The following is an 848-nucleotide window of genomic DNA, read 5'->3' as shown; positions in this document are numbered from 1 at the left end:
TCCTTCAATTCTGGTTTGGGTGGTGATGTCTGATGAACAAGGGCAGCGAAGCGTTATCGGCGCTTCCGAACTGGATGAGGTGCTACCTGAATTGACTGGCATTGCTGAGACTCGAGGTTTGCCGCTTTTTATTCCTGTGGCCGATCTGACAGACCTTTCGCTTTTAGATGTTGACGGATTATGGGGCCTGTTTTCTGACTCCCATATTGATGCTAGTAAGCGCTATGGCACCGACGCTGTTGCAATTGTACGCTTGCAAAGTTCCATTACTCCTGAGGCTCAAGAACTTGATGAAGCAAAAGAGCCTGTTTCTCAGCGTCAATGGCGTGCAGACTGGCAGCTATTCCTAGGTGAGCAAACTTTCTTTGGTGAAAGCGCTCAGGCAAGCAGTGAATCGGTTTCAAAAGAGTTTGTTGCTCGCTTGGCAAGCGTTATATCTACTCAGTATGCTATATCTGGCGTAGCAAGTTCAGAAATCTATACCATTTCAGTGCTTGGTATCGATTCTTTCGAAGATTATGTGGATGTACAGCGTTACCTGCAAGATCTTGCGCCTGTTGCATCCGTAAATATGTTGCTAGCCGAGGAAGATCAGCTTACCTTTGAGTTGCGCTTGCGTGATACAAGAGAAATGCTTTCTCAGCACCTATCTCTTGGGCGAAAGCTAATAAAACGGGAAGCGGAGCTAGACGGTATATTGGAGTTAAATAAGGGTATGCTTGTCGATGCGCTCGATAAATTTGTTTGGCGCTCCGGGTCTTAGTCATTGCTATGGTTATTTTGGAGATAGAATGATCGCAGCTAATCAGATTCCTAATATTCTAACTGTTATTCGAATCCTGCTGGTG

1 protein-coding gene is annotated in these 848 nt (G+C 45.6%); it reads left to right on the top strand.

Translation table 11 applies throughout. The features are described 5' to 3' along the window. Positions 1-763: DUF2066 domain-containing protein (locus A3763_RS13680; RefSeq protein ID WP_156495092.1), on the top strand; the 763-nt coding region annotated here is incomplete at its 5' end. Positions 764-848 lie beyond the last annotated feature (85 nt).

This window comes from Oleiphilus sp. HI0128 (assembly GCF_001635365.1).
The sequence above is the reverse complement of the archived record's forward strand: the minus strand, read 5'-3'. Positions and strand labels throughout refer to the sequence as shown.